This is a genomic window from Paenibacillus sp. FSL R7-0204 (assembly GCF_038002225.1).
Taxonomy (GTDB): domain Bacteria; phylum Bacillota; class Bacilli; order Paenibacillales; family Paenibacillaceae; genus Paenibacillus_AQ.
On sequence record NZ_JBBOCA010000001.1, the window covers coordinates 2,582,636 to 2,604,860 of the forward strand.

Here is a 22,225-nt window from a genome sequence, read left to right on the forward strand (position 1 = left end):
GGCATGGGTACATCATTCACACAAAGGTGGGATTCATATGAGCAGAACCATAGATCAGGCATGGGTAGATGAGGCTTGGAGTAAGGCACTGGAAAAGACGAGAACGAACAGTATCAGCATCGGAGCCGAATTCCCGCATGCCAGTCAAGGCGGCAAGTATGTTCTGGAGGTACCAAGCTGGTGGACCGCCGGCTTCTGGCCGGGCATGCTCTGGCAGCTCTATGCCGGGAGCGGTGACGAGGGTCTGAAGGCAGTAGCCGAGCGCTGCGAGGAGCGGCTGGATGAGGTGCTGGACGGCTACGTGAAGCTGGATCATGATCTAGGCTTCATGTGGCTGCTTACCAGCGTTGCCAATTACAAGCTGACGGGCAGAGAAGAATCAAGGGTCCGCGGGCTGAAGGCCGCCAACTATCTGGCCGCCCGCTTCAACCTGAAGGGCCGCTATATCCGGGCCTGGAATCCCTGGAGAGAAGGCGAGGACAACAGCGGGGTCGCCATTATTGACTGCAGCATGAACACCAGCCTGCTGTTCTGGGCCTCCGAAGTCACCGGAGACCCGCGTTACCGGCATATCGCGGAGGCGCATATGGATACAGTGCTGGAGCATTTCATCCGGCCGGACGGCTCCGTCTATCATATTGTCAGCTTCAACCCGGAGACGGGCGAAGTGGCAGAGAAGCTGGGCGGACAGGGCTATGCGCCGGAATCGGCCTGGTCGCGAGGCGCGGCTTGGGCACTATACGGGCTGGCGCTGGCCTATCATCATACCGGCAAGCCGAGCTATCTGCATGCGTCCAAGCAGGTTGCACATTTCTTCCTGACCCGGCTGCCTGAGGATCAGGTGCCGCATTGGGATTTCCGCGCTCCCGGTGATGTTGGGGAGATCCGCGATACTTCAGCCGGTTCCTGCGCGGCAAGCGGTCTGCTGCTGTTGGCCGGGCTGGTGGAAGAATCAGAGGCTCATGTCTACCGGAACGGGGCGCTTAGAATCACGGAATCTCTCTACCGTAATTACGGAACTTGGGACAATCCCGGCGAACAAGGACTGCTGCTTCACGGCACCAGTAACTATCCTGAGGACCGGAACATTGATGTGCCGCTGATCTACGGGGATTTCTTCTATGTCGAGGCACTGGCCCGGATCAAGGGAGCAGGCCCGTTCTACTGGGAGTAGGAGGAGTATGATAATGACGAACAAAAAGAGGATTTCGCTGGTTGGAAAGCAGGGGACAGGCGATCTGGCGATTCAGAGCAATCCGCTGAAGACTCGGAATGACCTGCTGGCTGCCCTTGACCAGCTGACAGAGCCGCTTCAGCCGCTCTATAGCAGAGGCAGCGCCAGACTTGAGATCGGGATTACGGGAGCCAGCTATCCGTCAGCCACCGCCGGAATGGAGGGCTTCTCCCGGGTGCTCTGGGGACTGATTCCGCTGCTCACCGGAGGCGGGGAAAGTAGGCTATGGGCCACTGTGCTGGACGGCATCCGGCACGGCACCGATCCCGCCCATGAGGAGTATTGGGGTGATGTAAGGGACTATGACCAGCGTCTGGTCGAGATGGCCGCCTTCGGCTTCGCGCTGGCGGCAGTGCCGGAGCATATCTGGTCGCCGCTTGCTCCGCAGGAGCAGGAGCATCTGTACAACTGGCTGAACCAGATCAATTCCCGTCCCTGCTACGACTGCAACTGGCTGTTCTTCAATGTGCTGGTGAATGTCGGCTTCCGTACAGTAGGACGGCCCTATGATGCAGTGCAGTTGGATAAGAACCTGATACGGATGGATGCGTTCTATCTGGGGGAAGGCTGGTACAGCGACGGCGTTAACGGCCACTGTGATTATTACGGGCCTTTCGCCATCCACTACTATTCGCTGCTGTATGCGAAGCTGATGGCCCGGGAAGACCCGGAGCGTTCCCGTCTGTACAAAGAACGCGCCCGGTTGTTCGCCGCTGAATTCATCGGCTGGTTCGCCCCGGACGGCGCTGCGCTTCCCTACGGCCGCAGTCTGGCCTACCGGTTCGCCCAGTCTGCATTCTGGAGCGCCCTGGCTTATGCAGAGGTGGAGGGTTTCCCTGCCGGTGTGGTCAAAGGCATTATCCTGCGCAATCTGCGCTGGTGGTTCCGCCAGCCTATCTTCGATGCTGCGGGTGTGCTGACGATCGGATACACGTATCCGAATCTGGTCATGGCGGAGAATTATAATGCGCCCGGTTCGCCCTATTGGGCGATGAAGACGTTCCTGCCGCTCGCTCTAGGCGCAGAGCATCCGTTCTGGAGTGAACCGGAGCTGCCGCTGCCGGAGCTTCCGGCATTGAGTGTGCAGCATCCGCCGCATCTTGTCCTGGTCCGCGAGCAGGCTTCCGGTCATGTGGCCGCCTTCAACAGCGGGCATCTATCTACCAATGAGCATACGCATACCTCAGCCAAATACGAGAAATTCGTCTATTCCACGGGCTTCGGGTTCAGCGTTCCCCGCTCAGAATGGGGATTGTCACAGGGAGCCTATGATTCTATGCTTGCGCTAAGCGAAAGAGGAGATAACCTCTACCGGGTACGGCGCCGGAATCTGGAATCGGAGATTACGGACAACGTCCTGCGGTCGGTCTGGAAGCCTTGGGCGGACGTTGAGGTGCGCACCTGGGTAGTCGTGGGTCTGCCCTGGCATATTCGCATTCACCGGCTGGAGACAGGGCGGGCGCTGGATGCCGCCGAGGGCGGGTTCGCGCTGGGACAGGAAACAGAGCCTTCGCAGCAGCTCAGCGAAACCGGCGCAGCGGCAGCTACAGCATGGGGAACGAGCGCCATCAAGGGGCTGACGGGCTACTCGAAGGCCGGGCTGATCTGGCCGAATGCGAATACGAACATGCTTCGTCCCCGTACGGTACTGCCAACCTTAACAGCCTCTATAGAGCCTGGGGTTCATTGGCTGGCCTCCGCTGTGTACGGCGATCCTTCGGCAGATCCGCCAGCGGACGAGATGCGCACTCCCGGTCCGATTCTGGACCAGTCGCCTGAAGCAATGCTGAGGGTTAAGTTCAGCGGGGAGCGTATTACGATCACGACCACCGGCGGGGCAGAGATTATAATTCCGTTACAATAGAACATTAGCTGCATCTTCAATAGGACGTCGGCATCGGATTTAATATAGTAGAAATGGCATGAAGTGGCCTAAAGGACTCAAAGAGTGAAGTCATTGGACGAATGTATTCGAAGAAACGAACACAATAGCAAGTGGTTTCGTCTCTGAACCCATTCATAAGTTTAATCAAGTGCTATGCATAAGTGCCATTTGTACAACTAAATCGTCTGATGTATAGCAGAATTACCTTTTAGGTGCATTCATACAATTAAACTGCCCCAATAACCGTGTTTTCACATATTGGGGCAGTTTTAGATGTACAAAAATACAACTGGTACAGCGTCAGATTTAAAAGGGTGGATAAGCTTGTGAAACTCAGGAGTTCATGTAGTGAAACCCTATCATCCCAAAAAATCTAACGGACCGGAGAGAGCTTATCCCCACGAAAACGCCACTTTTTGCAGCGTAACGGACTCAGGCGACCTTAACGTCTCTCTACGAGACGTTTTGGAGCTGAATTGGAGGGGATAAGGTCCATGGTGGGATTAGAATTGAAAGTAGACGACAGTTAACGGACGGAGGGATAATAAGGGCAACGGAGGTGCATCCCTATGGGAGAAAAACGACAACGGTACAACGAAGAATATAAGAAGCAAACGGTAAAGTTCATTCAAGAGCAGACGAAGAGCATAGGGGACATCGCGCAAGAGCTGGACATTCCGAAAAGTACGCTGCACCAGTGGATGGGGAAATACCGGGAGCTAAAGAATGAACCGGTAGCCAGTATGGATCGGGTACGGGAACTCGAAGCCGAGCTCCAAGAGATGCGCCGTCAGCTCCAAGAGAAAGACAGTCGACTTGCCGATACAGAGGAAGAATTGGCAATCGTAAAAAAAGCAGTGCACATCTTCAGCAAACCAAGGAATTAAGATTCCAGTTTATGAAGGACCATCGCTCCGCATTTCGCTTGGAGAAGATGTGCAGTACCCTACAGGTATCCAGGAGCGGATATTACAAGTGGCTGAACGCCAAAGCCAGTGTGCAAGCCCTCCGCAAGGCTGCTGTTATGGAGCGAATCCGGTACCATTTTGACGACCATCAAAAACGGTATGGAAGTCCGAAGATCACCCGCCTGCTGCATCAGGAAGGCTATACGGTCACGGAACGCACAGTGAGTGTGTACATGCGAGAAATGAAGCTCCGCTCTATTGTATCTAAGCCATACCGAGTGCAGACGACCGATTCCAAGCATAATAATCCCATTGCACCAAACACACTGAACCAAGAGTTTAAGGTGCTTAAGCCCAATACCGTATGGGTCACCGACATCACGTATATCCCTTGTCGTGGAGGTCGCTTATACCTAGCTAGCGTCATGGATCTATGCACGCGAGAAATTGTAGGGTGGCGGCTGTATAACCATATGGAGACGAGCCTGGTCTTAGACGCGCTGCAGGCGGCGTACACGGCGAAGCGACCCGGCGAGGGCCTACTGCACCACTCTGACCGAGGGTCTCAATATACCTCAAAAGAATATGTCGACCAACTAAAGACATACCACATGAAATCCAGCATGAGCCGTAAAGGAAACTGTTACGATAACGCCTGCATTGAGTCTTGGCACAGTATTTTAAAGAAAGAGCTCATCTACTGTAATCCGCGCTTCAAAAACCCGGAACAGGCATATGATGCTATTTTCCAATACATTGAGTTCTATTACAATCGCAAGCGAATGCACAGCTCACTGGGGTATCTTTCCCCCGCCCGCTTTGCTAAGCAATTCACTAAAAAATCCGTTGCGTAACAGTCTACTTTCTTGACAGAAGTCCATGGAGTCCGTTACACGCCCCAATGACGACTTTCTTCCTGAATAAGAGCACCTCAGTTAAGCCTGTTGATTACCCAAAAAAAGGTAGCAAAAAGGCCGCCATTTCGATAAAGTGTTTGTACCCCTACAAACCTTCCGAAACGAGGCGGCCTCATGAAAAAGTCTACTTCAATTTCAAACATTCTGCAATTGGTGATTCCCGAGGAAAAACTACGTCCGATTCTGGAAGAATTAAACTATATTGATGTTGCGCGTAAATTTACCGTGTATGATTTGTTTTTGTTTCTAGCTGAAGCAGCGTTTCAGCAGTGGGACGGGTACCGAGACGGCGCGCAACGGATGTCCCTTCAGGGACAACGTGCGGTGAATTATTCGACGCTTTCCAAAAAGGCTAAAGAGGTTCCTTTCTCCTTATTTAAGCGTCTATTGAAACTCATGATAGGGCTCTGTAATCGGAAGGCCAAGCGGTCACTCGGTATTCCGAAAGAACTGTTAATCGTGGATTCAACCACCATTTCGGTCGGTCAAGGCCGCTTGCCTTGGGCACAAATTAAAGGCAGAAAAGCAGGCGTTAAGCTGCATGTCGGATTACTTGGGGACTCGAATGAATTGCACAAAGTGACGGAGACCCCGGCTGTACAGCATGATTTAAACAGTTGCGCCTTCCTGCTCGACAGCCAATATATTTTGGTGGCAGACCGCGCTTACGGGAAGCACAAGCTGTTTGACAGCTATCAAGAGAAGAAAGAGCGGCAATATTTTGTCATTCGGCTTAAGGATAACACCACGCTCGTGAATCCGGTCCCGCGCCTGCGAAATCGCCCATTTGAGGGAAGTATCGAGCAGGATTTGACGTGCCAATTAGGAAAGGTTAAGGCGCTCAGCAAGAATCAGTTTCGGGTGGTGATTCTTAAAGATCCTAAAGGGAATCCCGTCATTCTTGCGACAAATCTGCACTGGCACTCCCCCGAAGCCATAGCAGACATCTATAAGAAACGTTGGCAGATTGAAGTATTTTTTCGTTGGATTAAGCAGCATTTAAACATTCCCAAGTTATTTGGAACCACAGAAAATGCAGTATATGGGCAGCTATACGTGGCTTTATTGGTGTATGTGTTGCTAAAGTTTCTGTTTGAACAGGGAAATAGTACTGTGCATGTTAGCGCTAGATTAACGTTCGCCGAGTTTGATCGATTATTTACGCTGCAAAAGCTACCTGTGGAGTGGAAGATTTATTTAGCTCATGTTACTGACATTATCACCAAAATATAGGTAATCAACAGGCTTACACCTCAGTCCGTTATTCCGGGCAAACGCCCATAAAAGTCCTCCCTTTTGGGAAGGATGTAATATGGAGGGAAATCGAGTCTGCTCCACTAGTTTAAATTTGATGAGGTACTAGAAGAGGAATTCCGTCCTTATCACTGTTTTTAAATGTACAGAATACAACTATCACCGGATATTCGCTTCGAACGCCCCCAGTCAACAAACGCTCGCTTCGAACGCACCCAGTCACCCGAACGCCCCAACCTCTCCGATCTCTTTCAGCCACCTGAACGTCTCAAGCTCCTACGCCGCCCGACCCCGCCTCCTTTACAAATTACAAACTCTTGCTAGTTAGACCATGGAGTCTGTAACCGCTCTCCCGATATAATGTGATAAGTATGCGAAGACGGAAGAAGCGGAGGATATGAGAGCATGACATTGAACGAGGAATTTATCATTGCCGCCCCGGAAGGGGCGGTTCAGCTATATCTGGACCCGAAGGGGACTGACTATAAGGGGCTGCGCCGGGTGGCGGAGTCTTTGTGCGCGGATATCAGACTGGTTAGCGGGATAGCGCCTGCAATACTCACCCAAACAGAGCAGCTCACGGGCACTGTAATTATCGCCGGGCCGGTCGGCGGTAATGGGCTGATCGGCAGGCTGATTGCTGAGCGCCGTCTTGATGTCTCTGCTATTGAAGGCAAGCGGGAATGCTACCGGCTGCAAATCATAGAGCAGCCGCTGCCGGGAGTCGAGCAGGCGCTGATCATTGCGGGCAGTGATAAACGCGGGACGATTTACGGCATGTATGCTATTTCTGAGCTGATCGGAGTGAGTCCGTGGGTGTATTTTGCCGATGTGGCTCCGCAGCAGGTGGAGCGTCTGGCCCTTCCCGCAAGCAGGCTGAACTGCAGCTCCAGAGAGCCCTCTGTGAAATACAGAGGGATCTTCCTCAACGATGACTGGCCTTCGCTTGGCTCCTGGGTAACCCATGCCTTCGGCGATTTCAATGAGCATTTCTATGATAAGGTATTCGAGCTGATCCTGAGACTGAAGGGGAATTTCCTGTGGCCGGCGATGTGGAGCGCGGAATTCAGCCTGAACGGGGCAAGCAGTCCTATTGCGAATGCGGTGCATGCGGATGAATACGGCATTGTGATGGGGACCTCGCATCATGAGCCGTTGTTCCGGGCCGGCAGCGAATGGCAGAAGGTCTATGCGCAGTACGGGACAAGCAACCTATGGGATTTCCGCCTGAATTCCCAGGCAATTACCGCATTTTGGGAGGATGGGCTCAAGCGCAATGGGGCGTATGAGAGCCTGGTGACGCTCGGTATGCGGGGCGAGAGCGACTCGGCGCTGGAAGGCTCGGACCAGGAGAATATTGAGCTGCTGAAGCAGATTATCCTGACCCAGAAGGCGCTGCTGAAACAGTATAACCTGGAGCATCTGCCGCAGGTTCTGGCTGTCTACAAGGAGGTTGAGACCTACTGGTACGGTACATCCGAAGCGGAGGGGCTTAAGGACTGGGACGTTCTGCAGGATGTGATCATTCTGCTGTCGGACGACAACTTCGGCAATCTGCGCAAAATCCCGGAAAAGCATGAGCAAAAGCGCTCTCCCGGCTGGGGGATCTACTACCATTTCGACTATCACGGCGGTCCCCACTCCTATGAATGGGTGAATACCACTCCGCTGGAGAAGGTGTGGGAGCAGATGACGACGGCGTTTGATTACGGCATCCGTGAGCTCTGGGTGGTGAATGCCGGTGATCTGAAGCCTATGGAACTGCCGGTCTCTTATTTCCTGGACCTGGCTTATGATTACGAGGCTTGGGGAACAGATGCGGTTAACCGGACGGCGGAGTATACGGAGCGCTGGACCCGGCAGCAGTTCGGGGCCGGAGCCCAGCCGGAGACGGTTGCCGGAATCGCCCAAGTGCTGGCGGATTACACCCGGATGAACGGGCGCCGCAAGCCGGAGATTATCAGGCCGGACACCTTCAGCCTGCTGCATCATCAGGAGGCGCAGAGATTGCTTGCCGAGGCGCTCCGCCTGGAGCGGGCAGCGGCAGCGTATGAGCTGGAGCTGCCGGAAGAGATTAGGGATGCATATTACCAGCTGGTCTATTATCCCGCAGCCGCTTCCGCCAATGTGAACGCCATGCAGATCTATGCCGGACTGAACAGGCTGCATACAGAGCGCGGGAGTATATTAGCTAATAGCTATGCCGTTCTTGTGGAAGAGGCCATTCAGCGCGACAAGCAGCTGGAGGAGCGATATAACAGAGGAATCTCGAATGGCAAATGGCAGGGCATGATGAGCTCTCCGCATGTCGGCTATGTCCGCTGGGATGCGGAGGGCTGGAGCTATCCTGAGGTCAGCAGGGTCATACCCGGCCAGCAGGCCACATTGGTTGTAGGGGTGGAGGGAGTAGAGCAGGGGTACACCGCAGGGACCGCCGCGCTCCCGCCGTTCACCAATCTGCTGCAAGAGCGATACCTGATTACTGTCAGCACGGGCGGAGCGGGGTTCCAGTATCAGGCGGGAATCAGCGCAGACTGGATCAGGCTGGACCAGGAGCAGGGCTGGATAGACAGCGGGGCGGAGATTGGCGTATCTGTGGACTGGACGAAGGTAACGGGAGCGGTAACAGGCGAGATTATCCTGACAGGTGCCGGAGGAAGCGTAACGGTTACTGTTGCTGTGGACTGGACAGATCTTGCCGAATTCGAGCCGGCGACTTTCATTGAGGCTCATGGAGTGGTGTCTATGGAAGCGGAGCATGCCATCAGCCGCGTATCGCGCAGCGGGGTGGAATGGAAGATTATAGAGAACTGCGGCCGGACGCTGTCAGCTGTCAAAATGTTCCCGGCCGGCGTCTCCTTCGGCCAGCCGGAGAAGGCTCCTTATCTGGAGTACCGGCTGTTCGTCCGGCACGAGGGTGAATACCTGCTTAGCGTCTATCTTGCGCCGACGAATCATTTGTCGCCGGTCAGCGGACTGAAGTATGCTGCCGGGTTCGACGGGGAAGTGCCGGTCACCGCTGATGCGCTGCCGCCGGATTACGAAGGCGGCAACCACAGCAACGGGCCATGGTGCCGTGCTGTAATGGACAATGCCCATGTCTCCGTGACCCGTCACCCTCTGACCCCGGGGCAGCATACCTTGCGCTTTTACGGCCTGGATGCCGGGCTAGTCCTGCAGAAGCTGGTGCTGTCCCGCAGGCCGCTGCCGGCATCCTATCTGGGGCCGCAGGAGAGCTTCCTGACCCCTTACTCCGTATTGCTGCGGAACTGATTGGGCGTGAGACCTTTATACTTTTTGAACACCTGATAGAAATATTTCGTATCGTTATACCCGGACTGCAGAGCGATATCCTCGATCCGCATTCCGGGATCTTTGAATAGCTGGCAGGCATGCTCGATGCGGACCTTGTGCAGATAATCGATGAAGCTGATCTTAAGCTGCTGCTTGAACAGCAGGCTTAAATACCCGGGGGTAATATAGATCTCCCTGGCGACGATCTCGCGGTTGATATCCTTCATGAAGTGCTCGCCGATATAGCTCTTGGCCGCTTCGAGCAGCTTGTTGCTGTTCTTCTTGGACGTCAAATGCTCACTGACCCGCTGGGCCGTCTCCAGCAGCGACTGGAACAGGTTATCCAGACTGGAGCGGGACAGGACATGGATCAGCTCGGTCAGATTCTGCCCAAAGACTTTATTTACGTTGACATTGTTCTCAATACATAATTTATACAGGGCGAAGAACAGGGCGAAGCTCGACTTGATCACCTGGTCCCTGGACACCGTCTCGGGCTGCAGGGCTACATTGAACAGCGTGAGCTTATCGGCAATGTCTCCGGGAGAACCGCCGCGTACCGCCTTCAGCACCTCCTGCTCCTCATGCAGGGGATAGGAGGATTGAGAGGACTCGGCATCGAATTCTCCGCTGTACTCCACGATTTTAGCAATGCCTGTGTAGTTCGTTGTATTCAAGGCCTGGCAGGCCTCCACGAAGGAGTGGCGCAGATGCTCAATATTCTTGTCGATACTTCCGATCCCGGCAGACACGGTGAACCTCAAGAAGCTGGCGATATTCTCCTGAATAATCCGGATATAACCGCTTAAATCCTCCTGATCCGGCAGCTCGTCCATATTCAGGATTAGCACAATATCGTCCTGATGCTCGAAGGCAACACATAGCACAGCCTCCGGCAGCGACTCCTCGCAAATATTCTTCAGTCCGTACTTCAGCAGCTCCGTATCCTCATGCATATACTTCTCATGCAGCAGCTGGAAATTGTCGATCCGCAGCAGAATAATGCCATACAGCAGATAAGGGAAAACCAGCTGGTTCATCTTCAGATTAGCCAGCAGCCTGGAATACGAGGGACTCTCGGTGAGAATGAGCTGGCTTAACGTCTTCTCCTTCAGCAGGGGCAGACTCTCCCGGAAGCCTTGCCGCAGATGCTCTAGCGTAGTAATCTCCAGCTTCTCCGATTGAATCTGCTCCGTGATGGCCAGAACCGTGCTCAGAATCTCCTGCCGGCGGCTCGGCTTCAGCAGATAATTGCTGACCCCGGATCTTATGGCTTGCTGGGCATAGGCGAAATCATCGTGTCCGCTCATGATGACCGATTTGACGCTGGGGTATTTCTCAGAGACAACCTTGATTAACTCCAGTCCGTCCATTTGCGGCATCCGGATATCCGTTAGCATGATATCGACCGCATAGGTATCCAGGAGTTCAAGTGCCTCCAGGCCGTCTCTGGCTTCGCCTATAATATGGATGCCGTGCGACTGCCAGTCAATCAGGGTCCTTATGCCTACCCGCGCCCGCTCCTCATCATCCACAATAATCATATTATACAAGGGACATCCCCTCCGATCTGTATTCGTATTGTCTGTCCGCCCGTCTGTGTCTATTCTTGCATGTCATTTACAATCACCGGAACTACGATCTCCACGCGCGTGCCCTCTCCGGGAACACTGGTATAATTCAAGGCATAGTCACCTTTATAAAAATGCTTCAGCCGTGCCTGTACGTTCTGCACTGCATAGCCGCCGACATCCCGGGCAGTGTACACATCTGTCTCGTCAGGCATGGCAAGAATCTTTTGCAGCGTCTCGCTGCTCATCCCGCCCCCGTTATCCTCAATCACGAACGTCAGCTGATCTCCGGTCCGCTGTCCGCTGATGCTTATTCGTCCGCCGCCGCGCTTGCGTTCAATGCCGTGGATCAGCGCGTTCTCAATGAACGGCTGCAGGCTGAGCTTCAGGATGACATAGGCGTACAGTTCCTCAGGAATGTCGATTATATACTCGAGAGATTCCTGGAACCGCATCTTCTGGAGCGACAGATACAGCTCAATCAGCTCTTTTTCCTTGGCTACGCTGGTGAAGCTCTTGCCTTGGTTCAGACTTAACCGGAACAGACGGGAGAGGTTGATGACCATCTCGCTGATCTTGTCCTGCCCTGCCGCCTCCGCTTCCCAGAAGATCGTGTCGAGCATGTTGTAGAGAAAATGGGGGTTAATCTGGGATTGCAGCGCCTTCAGCTCCGCTTCCTGCTCCTTCAGCTTCAGCAGATAGGCATCGTCCACAAGTGCCTTGATGTTACCGACCATATTATTGTAGCCCCGGCTCAGCTGGCCGATCTCATCCCAATATTTGATCTCCACCTTCTCCTCGAACTGCCCGTTCTGGAAGCGGCGCATGGACAGCAGCAGCGTCTTGATCGGCGCTGTCAGGAAGGAGGAGAAGAACATGAGCAGAGGGATACTAAGCACCAGGCTGGCTAATACCATGATGAGCACTGCCGATTTGATGGAATTAAGCTCCCCAGTCAGCGAGCGGAGCGGAACACTGTACAGGGTGATCCAGCCATCCTGGTTGATGTTGTAATTCAGCAGCGTATCCTTACCCTCCAGGCTGACGATGGTGTTGCCGGAGCGGATGCCGGCCTTCGCCTGCTTCATCACGAACCCTACCGCTTCGGGGCTATAGGTCTCTTTGCCTGCCGACAGAAGCTGGGCACCCCGTTCACTTAGAATGAGGATGCCGTGATCCTTGTCATACAGATTCGTCAGATAGGTTCTGCGGATCGTCTCCAGATTAATGCCGACGAACACAAAGCCGATCCGGTTCCCGTTCACAATATCACGGATAATCCGGGTCATGCCGAGCTTGTCATTACGGTTGCTCTGAATGAATACATTGTTCCCTTCCGTCAGCGGGAACCAGTAGGAGGCACCATTCAAGGCAACGGTCTGTTTATAAGTATCATTTGAGGTAATTTTGCTCAAACTATACGCACCGCTGCTGTCATCGGTAGCAACCTGAAACAGCGGCTCGGACAAGCTGCCGTACAGAGCCAGATAGTCGAAGCTTCCGGTCACCAGCATCTGGTTCATGATCGACGCGGTGGGTCCGTTATAGAGCTGGTTTTCGATCTTCGCCGAATCCGGGGTATTGCTCCGCAGAGTGTCCTGAACGACTGGAGCCAGGCTGAATACCGTGACCCAGTCGGCTAATGTCTTTTGCATACGGGCGAGATTACTGTCAATCTGCTTGAGCACACTCTGGTTGGAGTTGCTCACCTTATTGATAATCTGCTGCTTGGAGATCTTATAGGAATAAGCGCCCAGCGTGCAGGCCACCCCGGTAATCAGCAGGAAGATCAGTATGGTTATCTTGTATCGCAGGTTCATATTCAAGTAGTAGCGCAGCACAGGATCACTAACCTTTTTGTTTTTTATCTTATGCGCAATGCCGAATATACACAAGGGAGCTGACAAACGAAGTCGACAATTTTCAACATTACTCTCTTTTTCTCTACTGACCCTGACTCTGGTGCTCTGGTACGATGTGTTCAGAAACAAAGAAAGCAACCCACGATCCATAACAAATAGGGGGAATTGACATGGTTATGAATTCAAAATCCACACGTAATATACTGCTGGTTACGGCCCTTGCGGCAGTCTCGGTGCTTAGCGCATGCGGAGGCGGTAATGACAAGAACAATAATGCAGGCAGCAGCACGAACGGCGGTACAACTGGCTCTACCGACAAGGAAGTGACGCTGCGTCTGTTCTCGAACCTTCCTGACCGTAAATCCGGCCAGGGGCTGGCAGAGCAAATGGTAATCGACAACTATATCAAAGCGAACCCCAATGTGAAGATCGATATCGAGACCCTCGCCGAGGAGCCGTTCAAAAACAAGCTGAAGGCGTACATGGCCTCCAACGAAGCATTGGATGTGACCATGGTTCACGGCGGAGCAGAGCTGAATACGCTGGTACAAGCCGGCTATGTGAAAGAGCTGGACCCTAAGGAATACGAAGGCGATACTTATAAATTCCTGCCGGGCGTGTACAAATCTTTTACCTTCAATGATAAGCTGTATGGCTTGCCCCGCAACAGTGACTATGAAGTGATCTATTATAACAAAAAGCTGTTCGATGACAACGGCATCAAGATTCCTACCACCTATGCCGAGTTGCTGGAAGCGGGCAAGCAGTTCCGCGCCAAAGGCATTGAGCCGATGTCGATGAACGGTAAGGATCTGTGGAGCTTCGCGGCCTTCTTCCAGGACCTTGTCGTACGCCTCACCGGTGATCAGAACCTGATGCTGGATGCGGTAGCGAAGAAGAAGAATTTCACTGGCGACGAGAATTTCACCAAAGCTGCTGAGCTGCTGGCCCAGGCCAGAGACACCAAACTGTTCCAGGAATCGTTCATGACAGCGGACTACGGCGCTTCCCAGAACCTGTTCACGCAAGGACGGGCTGCTATGTGGTACATGGGCTCTTGGGAAGCAGGGATGGCAACGAATGACAAGCTGCCGGAAGACTTCCGCAACAATGTGAATGTACTGAAATTCCCGGTTGTCGAAGGCGGCAAAGGCAAGGACACCGATCTTCTGGCCTGGAACGGCGGCGGATATTCACTGGTGAGCAGCTCGAAGCATCCTGAAGAAGCCAAGAAGTTCTTCGACTATATGATGTCCGCCGATCAATGGGCCAAGATTGTATGGGATACCGGAGCGGCTGTACCGGCACAGAAATATGAGCTTAGCGGCAAAGAGAGCGAACTGCAGAAGCAATTGACTGAGGTTCTGACAGGGGCTACAAGCACAGCGGGTTCTATCGCCCTTGACTCCGGTACACCTAAGTTCAAGGATGATGCACAGAATGCCTTCGGCAAGTTCTTCGCCGGCGGATCAACACCTGAGCAGCTGCTGGCCGATCTTCAAAAGGCTGCGGAAACACAATAACAGATCACAAACACAGATCATAGATCACCACTATAGAGAGTGAAAGGAGACGGGGCGGGAAGCATTCTTGCCCCTCTCTAATCTTAAGGATGGAGTTGGAGTTCCATGCAAAAAGTATTTAACAACAAAATGGCAATCTTTCTGTTCGTCTTTCCGGGGATTCTCCTGTTCGCCCTGACCTTTCTCGTGCCGATTGTACTCAGCGCGTATTACTCGTTCAGAGACACCCTGTCTCCGGGAACGCCCTCGGCATTCATCGGATTCGCCAACTATACAGAGCTGCTGTTCCACGATTCACGGTTCTGGCTGGCACTTAGAAATGCTGTACTGCTCGGTTTGGGCTTTATCCTGATCCAACATCCGATTGCCATCTTTTTTGCCATTATGCTGGACCGTCTGGGCGGTAAGGCAGAGAAGTGGTTCAGAACGATTTTCTTCATCCCATGCGTCATTTCTGTAGTCGTTATTTCAAAAATGTGGCTGTCCCTGCTGGACCCTACCTTCGGCGCCTTCAACAAAATGCTCGATTCCCTGGGGCTTGGAATGCTAAAGCATGCCTGGCTGGGGGATAGCAGCACCGCGCTGATCTCCATGCTGTTCATCCTGATCTGGGCCGGCTTCGGATGGGGATTGCTGTTCTATTATGCAGGACTCAAAGGCATTCCCGATGATTTGTATGAAGCCGCTTCACTGGACGGAGCCTCCGGCTTCCGATTGCACTGGCGGATTACAGTTCCGCTGCTGTCACCGGTTATTACGGTGCAGATTACTTTGGCTATGATTACCGCCTTGAAACAGATGGAAACCGTGTTCCTGACCACTAACGGCGGTCCCGGCGATTCCACCCAATTCCTGGCCGTGTATCTCTATAACAAGGCGTTCTCAGCCAGCCAATATGGTTATGCCAACGCCATCTCGATTCTGTTCATCATTGTCTGCCTGCTTGCCACCTATCTCAGCAACAAACTGACCCGCAGTGATGCGACGGAATTCTAAGGAGGAATCACCATGACAAAAAGCACAAAAACCATACTATGGGTGTTCTTCCTGATCGTCGCCCTGGTCCAGCTGTTCCCGCTCATCTGGCTGATTGATTTCTCATTCTTAAGCAGCAATGAGTTCTACTCCTCGAGCGTTCTGAAATGGCCGAGCGATCCCCAGTGGCAGAACTATATTAATGCCTGGGTGGACGGTAAATTCCTGCGCTATTTCATTAACAGTGCCTTCGTTACCTCGGTAACCATTCTGTTAACAGTGATTCTGTCCCTTACGCTGGGCTATGCCTTTACCCGTATGCAGTGGAAGCTGCGCCCCATCTTCTTCACCATTATCCTGCTGGGGATTATGATTCCGATTCATGCAACTCTTTTGCCTAACTTTGCCATCTTCAAGGCGCTGGGCTTGACGAATTCCTATCTAGGGCTGATTCTGCCATACACCGCAGTGTCTGTACCTCTGGGAACCTTCATCCTGACAGGCTTCATGCGGAGCATTCCCCGAGCAATGGAAGAGTCCGCTGTAGTAGACGGCGCGAATATTTACCGGATTGTCTTTCAGATCATTGCACCGCTTACCGCCCCTGCACTGGTTACGGTCATCGTTACAACGTTCCTGAACTGCTGGAATGAATTCATTATGGCATCGACCTTCCTCAGTAAAGATGCGCTGAAGACGCTGCCCTTCTCGGTCATGAACTTCGCCGGCCAGTATTCCTCAGACTACGGCTCACAATTTGCGGTCATGGTGCTGACATCGATCCCGGCCATTGTCATCTACGCCATTTTCAATGAACAGATTACCAAGGGCGTGACGGCAGGTGCGGTAAAAGGCTAAACTAAGCTATCAAAACGGTTAGCGTATGCTTCCGAAGCCAGTTTTGCGAAGAAATTCAGGATGTGTATGCTACAAAACTCTTAGGAGGATTATAATGGATCACTTGTTATACGGCGTTGCTTATTATGATGAATATATGCCTTATGACCGTCTTACGCAGGACATCCAAATGATGAAGGATGCGGGTATTAATACTGTCCGGATTGCCGAGTCCACCTGGAGCACGCATGAGCCGCAGAACGGAGTATTCGACTTCTCTTCTGTACAGAGAGTGCTGGATGCGATGCATGAGGCCGGAATTCATGTCATTGTGGGAACACCTACCTATGCGGTCCCGGCCTGGATGGTCAAGGAGCACCCGGAGGTGCTGGCCGTGACTGTGAACGGGGAAGGCAAATATGGTGCCAGACAGATTATGGATATCACTAGTCCGGCGTATCTGTTCTACTCGGAGCGGATCATCCGCAAGCTGATGGCTGTGGTACATAAGCATCCGGCAGTCATCGGCTACCAGATCGATAATGAGACCAAGCATTATGAGACAGCCGGAACGAACGTCCAGCTTAGATTCGTCAAATACATGAGGGAGACCTACGGAACGCTCGAAGCCATCAACCACCAGTTCGGTCTGGATTACTGGAGTAACCGGATCGACAGCTGGGAGGACTTCCCGTCCATGGTGGGGACGATCAACGGCAGCTTGGGGGCGGAATTCGCCCGGTTCCAGCGTGGACTGGTGAATGAGTTCCTGGCGTGGCAGGTCGGAATCGTGAATGAGTATAAGCAGCCGGGGCAATTCACCACCCATAATTTCGATTTCGAGTGGCGGGGGTATTCATTCGGCGTTCAGCCTTCGGTGGATCATTTTGCGGCTTCGCAGCCCTTTGACATTGCAGGTACAGATATTTATCACCCGTCCCAGGATCAGCTTACAGGTGCAGAGATTGCCTTCGGAGGAGATATGACCCGCTCGCTGAAGCAGGATAACTACTTCGTGCTGGAGACCCAGGCGCAAGCGTTCCCGGAGTGGACGCCGTATCCGGGACAGCTGCGGCAGCTGGCATTCAGCCATCTGGGCTCAGGGGCTTCGATGGTCGCTTACTGGCATTGGCATTCTATTCATAACTCCTTCGAGACCTACTGGAAGGGGCTGCTCAGCCATGACTTCCTGCCGAATCCGGTATATAAGGAAGCCCAGACCATCGGCGCGGACTTCAAGCGGTTAAGCGATCAGCTGATCGGACTGAAGAAGACCAGCAAGGTGGCCGTTATGGTCAGTAATGAAGCACTGTCAGCGATCGAATGGTTCAAGCTGCCCGGCGGTTTGATCTATAATGATGTAGTCCGCTGGATGTATGATGAGCTCTATAAAATGAACATCGCCTGCGATTTCATCCAGCCGGGAAGTCCCCGTCTCAGCGAGTATGAGCTGGTTGTGGTTCCTGCGTTATACGCTGTCTCGGATGAGGCGCTTCAACAATTGAATGCGTATGTCCGCAGCGGCGGCCATGTAGTCTATTCCTTCAAGAGCGGGTTCACCGATGAACAGGTGAAGGTACGTCATACGGCGCAGCCTGGGATCATTCATGAGGCCTGCGGGATTGCTTACAGTCATTTTGCCACGCCGAATGCGGTTACGGGACTTACCGGCAAGCTGTTCCCTGAGGGATCGGAAGCAGGCGTTCATACCGTCCGCACTTGGATGGAGATGATCGTTCCCGGTTCAGCGGAGGTGCTGGCCAGCTACGATCATCAACAGTGGGGCGAATATGCTGCCGTCACCCGTAATACCTTCGGCGAAGGGACAGCCACCTACATCGGTTGTATGACCGGACCTGCCGCACTTGCAGAGATCCTGCGCGATACGCTCCGGATGGCCGGGTTATGGGGAGCGGACCAGCGGCTGTCGTTCCCGCTCATCGTGAAGTCCGGCGTGAACCGCCAGGGCCGCACTATCCGTTACTACTATAACTACTCAGCCCAGCCGCTCAGCTTCCAATATCCGCATGAGGCTGGTCAGGAGCTGTTATCCGGGAATCCGGTAGCGCAGGATGAAGAACTTACACTTGATGCTTGGGGCGTTATGATTATTAAATAAACCGGGCACTCCTGTTATACAATAGCTCTACCATGCCGCCGTCATCCCTTCAGAGCCGATGACGGCGGATATCCCTTCAGGCTCTTGAACACATTGCTGAAATACGCCACATCATGATACCCGCAATGCTCAGCCACCTCCGATACATTGAAGCCTCCCGCAGACAGAATCATTTCGGCGTTATTCACCCGGACCTTGTTCAGGAATTCCTTGCAGGTGTACCCGGTATTCTGCTTGAACAGCTTGCCGAGATAGACCGGACTCAGTCCGATGCCTTCCGCCAGATCCCTGATCGTAACCTCCTCCGCATAGTGATCCATGATATAAGCCATTACCTTATGGATTCGCGGATCAAGCAGCGGTGCCTCCTGATGATAGGCGATGTTAAGCAGACGATAGATAATCAGCTGAAAAATCGCCCGGGCCTTCATCCTGTAGAGCGGCTGGGAGCTCATCCAGATATGCGAGAATTCCCTGATATCCTCCAGGATTTCTTTGGTCATCCAGCCCTTGGTTACGGCCGCGAACGGCAGATGCACCGGATTGTCCGCTCCTTCCCAGAAGAAGTTGAACGCATAGGAATGCATAGGTGCCTCTGCGAACGTATGGGCTTCCCGGATACTGCCGGAAGGGACATAGAGAATATCACCGGCTTCCACCGGGAACCGCTCCCCGTTAATGTAATAGACCGCTTTGCCTTCCACAATGAACGTCAGATCATGGAAATCGATAGGGCTGCTGACAATCTCCCACTCTGCAAAAGACCTGCGGTCCACGAACAGCACAATGTTCGGCACAAGCGGTTCGTATGTATGAATGTCCATACCGGACCTTCCTCCTCACTGCTGTAACGCTGATGCACACCACATTATTTTACCACCGGGCCTATGCTGTGCACACCTGTCATATCATAGTACCTTGAGGATCAGGCAGGGAAATGGAATTGTTCCGTCCGTAATTTCCTGCTATACTTTTGACAGGTTAGTTGGATAGGGGGTTACACGGATGGCAACGAATTGCTCGTTAGCTAGGGAGTCCTCATGCAGAGCCTGATCCGGGGCGATACTTTGCGTGGGGTGCGGCAGAACAATCTTGATCGCCCAAACAGATATTATCGTTTCTAATCGCAGGCTCTGCACCTTATTGCTGTAATCAAACATAATAAGGGGCTGAAGAGCTGTGAAACCAACATTTATTAGAAACCATCAATATAATTACATTAAGAAACAAGCGGATTTTGTGCTGAAAACATTGCGGTCGGTAGCGGACCGCCGTGTCCTGGAGACCGTAAGATACAGCGCCGAGCTCAACGTGACGGGGGCCTTTGCTTCACTGACCGCCGATCAGCAGCAGATGCTGCGGGCGATCTCCACCTTCGAGAAGGCTGAGGACTTCCAGCAGTATACCAGCGGGCTGGAGCCTTATCTGGAGCCGTTTCCGCCGATTACGCTGAAGCAGATTCAGAAGCTCTTTCCCAAGAATAAAAAAATGAAGCTGCCTGACCTGCAGTCATTTGATTTCCGCTATGTCACGTATCTGGCCTGGGTGGACATCGCAACAAACAAGCTGTTCATCGTCTACCCGCATGAAGGGCAGTTCATTGGTGTGGAAGGCCGGATGCTGCCGTTGCACAAGAAGGGCTACTGCCTGTTCTGCAACCGGCAGCAGGAGCTTGGCTTCCTGACCGTCAAGACCAAGCCGGAGCTGGCGGCGGCAGATAATTTTGCTTCCGTGGGCCAGTACGTATGTATGGATAGTCAAGACTGTAATCAGAGCATTACGGATATAAGCGCGCTGGAACGGTTCGTCCTCTCGGTGCGCAAATAGCAGGATAACAGGATAGTTAGGTTAACAAGAGCAGAGCAGCGGTTCCCGGTTGGGGGCCGCTGCTCTGTTTGTTCTGTATAGTAGAGGATCTATCTGCTAGGCTGAGTAGCCATCGCCAAATCTGCCAGCTCCTCCAGAAGCTGCTCCTCCCGGCGGATGATCTCACACATATTCCTGTGAAGCTTCACCCGCGCGGGGGACTTGTTGCCCGAGCACATCCCCTTGATCATGAACTGATTCACCAGATCCCACTTCTCGGCTGCCTGACGGTAGCCTTCGGCCGCCCGGGAGAGAGCAGGCGCCGGACCTTCGCGCTCCAGCAGCTGCAGGAACTGGCTGAACCGGATTCGGCTGATCGGCAGGGCGTTGGCATAGATTTTGAAGGCTGAACTGGCTTCAGGTGAGTTATCAGGCTGTATCCCGGTCTCCAGATAGGCCTGGGCATACGCTCTGAGCTGGACGCCCACCTGATCCGGACGAATCTGCGGGGCTGGGCTGGTAAGCACCTCTTGAAGAATCGTCTGCCAATCTGAGCAGGAGCGGGAGGTTTCGCACCGCCCGAATAAGGCATAGAAATGACAGGCCCCTTCAAGGATGCTGAAATCCACCGCCTCAAGGTCCCTTCCATAGTAAGCATCTGTCAGATAGATCAGGTTCTTCTCCCGGTCCAGACCTACTGCAAGACAGGCATGACTCGTATGCAGCATACGGTAGGCCACACACCAGGGACAGTCATACGAATCGAAGCCGACCAGAACCGGCATGCCTGAGGACAGCTGATTCTCCAGCAAGTCAAGCATGTAGCTTCTATCCATTGCCGGTTCAGTCCGTTCGATATAACTGAAGGTAAGGCCATGGTATGCAGACAAATAGCCGGTATTGATCCGGGGCAGACGTATCCGTTCAATCAGCGGCTGATCCGGGGCTTGCGGCTCATCCAGGTACATCTGCCAGGCATCGCCGTACATGCCTTTGCTGTCCAGTCCCTGCCACTGCGCTACAGACTGGATGCAGTCATCAATACAGCTGCGCAGCTTAGGGTATGGGGTACTCTTAACAGGAGCAATGTTCAACACTGCTCATCATCTCCTTTGCCGAGCAGAAGTGGCTGTGCAGCCGGTCGCGATAAGAAGCTGGAGTCATGCCGCTGAATTCGCGGAAGAGCCGGTAGAAATATTTCATGTCGTAAATGCCGACCTCAAGGGCTACGGACTGTACGCCAAGCTTGGTGAACAAGAGCAGGAGGCAGCTGTATTTCATCCGGATTTCCTGGAAGATCTGGATGTAGGACCTGCCGGTCTTATTCTTGAGCAACCGCTGGAACTGGCGGGAGCTCATCGCAAGCTGGCGGCTCATCTCATTCAGTGTGATCCGCTCACTATAGTTACTGATCATATATAAGAGGACATCATGCAGCGGGTCATACTGAGTCCCCGGGCGTTCGGAGAAGGGAAGGTCTGCAGCGGGCATAATCAGTTTCGCCAGCTCAAGCAGAGGCGGGTATAGCCGCTGCTCATCTATGGGCAGGCCAGGGTTTAGCATCGCGTGCAGCCGCCCGAGCAGAAAGAGGATTTCCTTGTTCTTCTCCCTGTATCCGAACCATTGCCGCACCTCCAAAAGCTTCAGCAGCGGCAAGAGAACCTCTTCGGACAAGGGCCCGGGCAGCTCTCTAAGCACCTTGTCAAGTCCGGGCCTGACCATACAATTCAGGATCAGCAGCGGCTCGGTACCGCTCAGATCCTGCGGATGAAAGACATGGGATATCCCCGGCGGAATCACTATCACATCCCCCTGCGTTACCTGCATTTTATCCTCACCAGCCAGATGAATGCCTGTCCCTTGAACCACGTAGGCCAGCTCTACGAAGTCGTGCTGATGACGAACGGAAGTGAACGTTTTTTGAGTCAGGAGCATCTGTACGGGTGAACAGGAGTCGAATAAATAATCCCCCGTGAATACCGGAAAAGCTTCCATAAACAAACCTCCGTTTCCTGCTTCCTTATGTTGGATGACTGGAAT

Annotated in this window: 16 protein-coding genes; 11 read left to right on the forward strand and 5 right to left on the reverse strand. The window is 53.2% G+C overall.

What is annotated here, in order from left to right; genetic code table 11:
* The first annotated feature begins 37 nt into the window (after positions 1–37).
* From MKX42_RS11375 to MKX42_RS11400, 6 genes are all read left to right on the forward strand, one after another.
* On the forward strand, positions 38–1,174 hold the full coding sequence (locus MKX42_RS11375; protein ID WP_340752595.1) for a glycoside hydrolase family 88 protein: 1,137 nt from the start codon (positions 38–40) through the stop codon (positions 1,172–1,174).
* 13 nt (positions 1,175–1,187) lie between these two features.
* On the forward strand, positions 1,188–3,098 hold the full coding sequence (locus tag MKX42_RS11380; RefSeq protein ID WP_340752596.1) for a DUF2264 domain-containing protein: 1,911 nt from the start codon (positions 1,188–1,190) through the stop codon (positions 3,096–3,098).
* Positions 3,099–3,688: 590 nt separating this feature from the next.
* Complete coding sequence (locus tag MKX42_RS11385) at positions 3,689–4,006, forward strand: transposase (RefSeq protein ID WP_340750981.1); 318 nt, start codon at positions 3,689–3,691, stop codon at positions 4,004–4,006.
* An 11-nt stretch (positions 4,007–4,017) separates the two neighbouring features.
* Positions 4,018–4,881, forward strand: a complete 864-nt coding sequence (locus tag MKX42_RS11390) for an IS3 family transposase (RefSeq protein WP_339311273.1) — start codon at positions 4,018–4,020, stop codon at positions 4,879–4,881.
* A 177-nt stretch (positions 4,882–5,058) separates the two neighbouring features.
* Positions 5,059–6,177, forward strand: coding sequence for an IS4 family transposase (locus tag MKX42_RS11395; RefSeq protein ID WP_340751609.1), 1,119 nt, complete (start codon positions 5,059–5,061; stop codon positions 6,175–6,177).
* A 426-nt stretch (positions 6,178–6,603) separates the two neighbouring features.
* The gene (locus tag MKX42_RS11400; protein WP_340752597.1) at positions 6,604–9,471 is read left to right on the forward strand and encodes a glycosyl hydrolase 115 family protein; all 2,868 of its coding nucleotides are present in this window, start codon (positions 6,604–6,606) and stop codon (positions 9,469–9,471) included.
* Here MKX42_RS11400 and MKX42_RS11405 read toward each other — a convergent pair.
* Positions 9,447–11,036, reverse strand: a complete 1,590-nt coding sequence (locus tag MKX42_RS11405) for a response regulator (protein ID WP_340757668.1) — start codon at positions 11,034–11,036, stop codon at positions 9,447–9,449. The genes MKX42_RS11400 and MKX42_RS11405 overlap by 25 nt on opposite strands.
* A 59-nt stretch (positions 11,037–11,095) precedes the next feature.
* Complete coding sequence (locus MKX42_RS11410) at positions 11,096–12,904, reverse strand: sensor histidine kinase (protein WP_340752598.1); 1,809 nt, start codon at positions 12,902–12,904, stop codon at positions 11,096–11,098.
* Between the two features lie 191 nt (positions 12,905–13,095).
* Here MKX42_RS11410 and MKX42_RS11415 point away from each other — a divergent pair, with 191 nt between their 5' ends.
* The 4 genes from MKX42_RS11415 (at position 13,096) to MKX42_RS11430 (ending at position 18,379) form a co-directional block, all read left to right on the forward strand.
* Positions 13,096–14,448, forward strand: coding sequence for an ABC transporter substrate-binding protein (locus tag MKX42_RS11415; RefSeq protein WP_340752599.1), 1,353 nt, complete (start codon positions 13,096–13,098; stop codon positions 14,446–14,448).
* Between the two features lie 105 nt (positions 14,449–14,553).
* Positions 14,554–15,444 (forward strand): carbohydrate ABC transporter permease, encoded by an 891-nt coding sequence (locus tag MKX42_RS11420; protein WP_340752600.1) that lies wholly within the window; start codon positions 14,554–14,556, stop codon positions 15,442–15,444.
* Positions 15,445–15,456: 12 nt separating this feature from the next.
* Positions 15,457–16,281 carry a carbohydrate ABC transporter permease gene (locus tag MKX42_RS11425; RefSeq protein ID WP_340752601.1) on the forward strand — a complete coding sequence of 275 codons (825 nt, stop codon included), beginning with the start codon at positions 15,457–15,459 and terminating at the stop codon, positions 16,279–16,281.
* Between the two features lie 94 nt (positions 16,282–16,375).
* Complete coding sequence (locus MKX42_RS11430) at positions 16,376–18,379, forward strand: beta-galactosidase (RefSeq protein ID WP_340752602.1); 2,004 nt, start codon at positions 16,376–16,378, stop codon at positions 18,377–18,379.
* 41 nt (positions 18,380–18,420) lie between these two features.
* On the opposite strand, the gene MKX42_RS11435 is transcribed toward MKX42_RS11430, so the two are convergent.
* Positions 18,421–19,203 carry a helix-turn-helix transcriptional regulator gene (locus MKX42_RS11435; protein ID WP_340752604.1) on the reverse strand — a complete coding sequence of 261 codons (783 nt, stop codon included), beginning with the start codon at positions 19,201–19,203 and terminating at the stop codon, positions 18,421–18,423.
* A gap of 355 nt (positions 19,204–19,558) precedes the next feature.
* Between MKX42_RS11435 and MKX42_RS11440 the strand changes: the two genes are divergently transcribed.
* On the forward strand, positions 19,559–20,206 hold the full coding sequence (locus MKX42_RS11440) for a FusB/FusC family EF-G-binding protein (protein WP_340752605.1): 648 nt from the start codon (positions 19,559–19,561) through the stop codon (positions 20,204–20,206).
* Positions 20,207–20,295: 89 nt separating this feature from the next.
* Here the strand turns inward: MKX42_RS11440 and MKX42_RS11445 are convergent, their stop codons facing one another.
* Positions 20,296–21,282 (reverse strand): hypothetical protein, encoded by a 987-nt coding sequence (locus tag MKX42_RS11445; RefSeq protein ID WP_340752606.1) that lies wholly within the window; start codon positions 21,280–21,282, stop codon positions 20,296–20,298.
* Complete coding sequence (locus MKX42_RS11450) at positions 21,260–22,180, reverse strand: AraC family transcriptional regulator (protein ID WP_340752607.1); 921 nt, start codon at positions 22,178–22,180, stop codon at positions 21,260–21,262. Before MKX42_RS11450 ends, MKX42_RS11445 begins: the two co-directional genes overlap by 23 nt.
* Positions 22,181–22,225 lie beyond the last annotated feature (45 nt).

What these genes read in the sequence shown, in the direction of transcription:
- MKX42_RS11375 (WP_340752595.1), top strand. Translation starts at nt 38, where the DNA reads ATGAGCAGAACCATAGATCAGGCATGGGTAGATGAGGCTTGGAGTAAG.
- MKX42_RS11380 (WP_340752596.1), top strand. Translation starts at nt 1,188, where the DNA reads ATGACGAACAAAAAGAGGATTTCGCTGGTTGGAAAGCAGGGGACAGGC.
- MKX42_RS11385 (WP_340750981.1), top strand. Translation starts at nt 3,689, where the DNA reads ATGGGAGAAAAACGACAACGGTACAACGAAGAATATAAGAAGCAAACG.
- MKX42_RS11390 (WP_339311273.1), top strand. Translation starts at nt 4,018, where the DNA reads ATGAAGGACCATCGCTCCGCATTTCGCTTGGAGAAGATGTGCAGTACC.
- MKX42_RS11395 (WP_340751609.1), top strand. Translation starts at nt 5,059, where the DNA reads ATGAAAAAGTCTACTTCAATTTCAAACATTCTGCAATTGGTGATTCCC.
- MKX42_RS11400 (WP_340752597.1), top strand. Translation starts at nt 6,604, where the DNA reads ATGACATTGAACGAGGAATTTATCATTGCCGCCCCGGAAGGGGCGGTT.
- MKX42_RS11405 (WP_340757668.1), bottom strand. Translation starts at nt 11,036, where the DNA reads ATGATTATTGTGGATGATGAGGAGCGGGCGCGGGTAGGCATAAGGACC.
- MKX42_RS11415 (WP_340752599.1), top strand. Translation starts at nt 13,096, where the DNA reads ATGGTTATGAATTCAAAATCCACACGTAATATACTGCTGGTTACGGCC.
- MKX42_RS11420 (WP_340752600.1), top strand. Translation starts at nt 14,554, where the DNA reads ATGCAAAAAGTATTTAACAACAAAATGGCAATCTTTCTGTTCGTCTTT.
- MKX42_RS11425 (WP_340752601.1), top strand. Translation starts at nt 15,457, where the DNA reads ATGACAAAAAGCACAAAAACCATACTATGGGTGTTCTTCCTGATCGTC.
- MKX42_RS11430 (WP_340752602.1), top strand. Translation starts at nt 16,376, where the DNA reads ATGGATCACTTGTTATACGGCGTTGCTTATTATGATGAATATATGCCT.
- MKX42_RS11435 (WP_340752604.1), bottom strand. Translation starts at nt 19,203, where the DNA reads ATGGACATTCATACATACGAACCGCTTGTGCCGAACATTGTGCTGTTC.
- MKX42_RS11450 (WP_340752607.1), bottom strand. Translation starts at nt 22,180, where the DNA reads ATGGAAGCTTTTCCGGTATTCACGGGGGATTATTTATTCGACTCCTGT.